Origin of the sequence: Dactylosporangium sp. NBC_01737, assembly GCF_035963215.1 — a bacterium.
In the GTDB taxonomy this organism is placed as follows: domain Bacteria; phylum Actinomycetota; class Actinomycetes; order Mycobacteriales; family Micromonosporaceae; genus Dactylosporangium.
Genome location: NZ_CP109153.1, coordinates 12,345,869 through 12,348,163, shown reverse-complemented (window position 1 = coordinate 12,348,163; position 2,295 = coordinate 12,345,869). Strand labels below are relative to the sequence as shown.

At 71.9% G+C, this 2,295-nt stretch carries 2 protein-coding genes; both read left to right on the top strand.

Annotation, left to right across the window (positions count from 1 at the left end; all coding sequences use genetic code 11):
• Positions 1–42: 42 nt before the first annotated feature.
• Positions 43–777 (top strand): 3-oxoacyl-ACP reductase FabG, encoded by a 735-nt coding sequence (gene fabG / locus OHA72_RS56930; RefSeq protein ID WP_327004440.1) that lies wholly within the window; start codon positions 43–45, stop codon positions 775–777.
• Positions 774–2,291 (top strand): MFS transporter, encoded by a 1,518-nt coding sequence (locus tag OHA72_RS56925; RefSeq protein ID WP_327004439.1) that lies wholly within the window; start codon positions 774–776, stop codon positions 2,289–2,291. Before fabG ends, OHA72_RS56925 begins: the two co-directional genes overlap by 4 nt.
• Positions 2,292–2,295: the final 4 nt, after the last annotated feature.

Genomic DNA, 2,295 nt, shown 5'->3' with positions numbered 1-2,295 from the left:
CCACTCAAGCCCGGTGCACCCGGGGACGGAGGAGATGACACCATGAGCAAGCCGGTCGCATTGATCACAGGCGGGTCGCGCGGCATCGGCCGGGCCACCGCCCTGCACCTGGCCCGGGACGGCTTCGACATCGCGCTGTGCTACGCAAACGACGCCTCCGCGGCCCAGCAACTGGAGAAGGAACTGCTCAACCTCGGCTGCGGCGTCTACGTCCGGCGCGCCGACGTGGCGGAAGCCGCGCAGGTGACGACGCTCGTCGCCGGCGTCGAGGACGCGCTCGGGCCGGTGACGGCACTGATCGCATCCGCCGCGGTGGTGCGGGACCGGCCGCTGGCGCTCATGGAGGCCGACGACTGGCACACCGTCCTTCGGGTGAACCTCGACGGCGTCTATCACGTCTGCCGGGCGGTGGTCGAGGACATGCTGAAACGGCGGCAGGGCACGATCGTCACCATGTCGTCGCTGGCCGGCCTGCGCGGCAACGCCGGGCAGACCAACTACGCGGCCTCCAAGGCGGCGATCATCGGCTTCACCAAGTCACTGGCTCAGGAGGTCGGCCGCTACGGCATCCGCGCCAACGTCGTCGCGCCCGGCTTCATCACCACCAGCCAGCTCGCCGGGCTGCCCGAGAGTCTCCTCGACCACGCGGTCGAGCACATCGCGCTGCGCCGCTTCGGCCGGCCCGACGACGTCGCCGACCTGGTGTCGTTCCTCGTGTCCGACCGGGCGGCCTACATCACCGGTGGCGTCTTCGCCGTCGACGGCGGTTTCTCATGAGCGGACCGGAGCGCAGCGGAAGGGGCGCGGTCGTCGATGCGTCCGAGACGGCGGAGCGCTACCCGCGGCGGTGGACGGCGCTGCTGTTCATCGCCGTGGCACAGCTGATGGTGGTCGTGGACACCACCGTGGTGAACATCGCGATCCCGTCCACCCAGGCCGATCTCGGCATGGCCGACGGCGACCGGCAATGGATCATCGCGGCGTACACGCTGGCGTTCGGGGGGCTGCTGCTGCTCGGCGGCCGAGTGACCGACGTGCTCGGCCGCAAACGGGCGCTGCTCATCGGGCTGGCCGGGTTCGCCGCGGCGTCCGCGCTCGGCGGCGCCGCGACCGGCAGCGCGATGCTCATCACCGCCCGGGCGCTGCAAGGCGCCTTCGGTGCGCTGCTGTCACCGGCGGCCCTCGCGATGGTCACCGTGATGTTCACCGAACCGAAGGAACGCGGCAAGGCGTTCGGGATCTACAACGCGGTCGCCGGCAGCGGCCTCGCGGCCGGGCTGATCCTCGGCGGGGTCCTGACCCAGTTCCTGAACTGGCGGTGGGCGTTCTACATCAGCATCCCGTTCGCCGTCGTCGCCGCGGCCGGTGCCGTCGCCGTCGTGCGCGAACCGGTCCGCAGCCGGCGCGCCGGCCCGCTCGACCTGCCCGGCGCCGCGCTGGTCGGCACCGGACTGGTGCTGACGGTGCTGGCGTTCGCGGCAGCCGACAGCGACGGCTGGGCGAACGGGCACACACTACGCCTCGCCGGCGCCGCGGTGGTCCTGCTGGCGGCCTTCACCGTCGTGGAGCGGCGCGGCCGGGCGCCGTTGCTGCCGCCGCGGCTGGTGGGTGACCGCAACCGTGCCGGCGTCTATCTCGCGCTCGGCCTGTCGGTCATGACCATGTTCGGGCTGTTCCTGTTCATGACGTACTACCTGCAGACCGTCAAAGGATACTCACCGGTCGTCGCCGGGCTCGGGTTCCTGCCGATGGTCGCCGGCATGGTCGTCGGATCCACCCAGCTCGGCGGGCGCCTGCTGGCCCACGTGCCGCCGAGGGTGCTGATCAGCGGCGGGTTCCTGATCGCCGCGGCGGGCATGTGGCTGCTCACCGGGCTGCAGGTCGGCAGCGCCTATCCGTCGGTGCTGCTGCCAGCGGGTGTACTGATCGGGCTCGGCCTGGGCGCGGCGTTCGTGCCCGCGATGAGTGTCGCCACACTCGGCGTCGAGCCGCGCGACACCGGCGTCGCCTCGGCGATGGTCAATGCCGTCCAGGAGGTCGGCGGGTCGATCGGCACCGTGCTGCTCAACAGCATCGCTGCGGGCGCCACCGCGACGTACCTCGGCACGCGTCGGACCGGCGGGGCGGACCCGTCCGAGGCGCTGCGGCTCGAGGCGATGGTGCACGGTTTCGCCGTCGCGACCTGGTGGGCAATCGGCATCCTCGTGCTCGCCGCGCTGCTCGCCGTCATCATGATCACCGCACGTCCCGGCGACCCCGGGCGCGACGGTCCCGCGAGTGGGAAGGCGTGATCCC

Excerpts from the sequence above, each read along its gene's own strand:
- fabG (WP_327004440.1), top strand. The coding sequence starts at position 43 with ATGAGCAAGCCGGTCGCATTGATCACAGGCGGGTCGCGCGGCATCGGC.
- OHA72_RS56925 (WP_327004439.1), top strand. The coding sequence starts at position 774 with ATGAGCGGACCGGAGCGCAGCGGAAGGGGCGCGGTCGTCGATGCGTCC.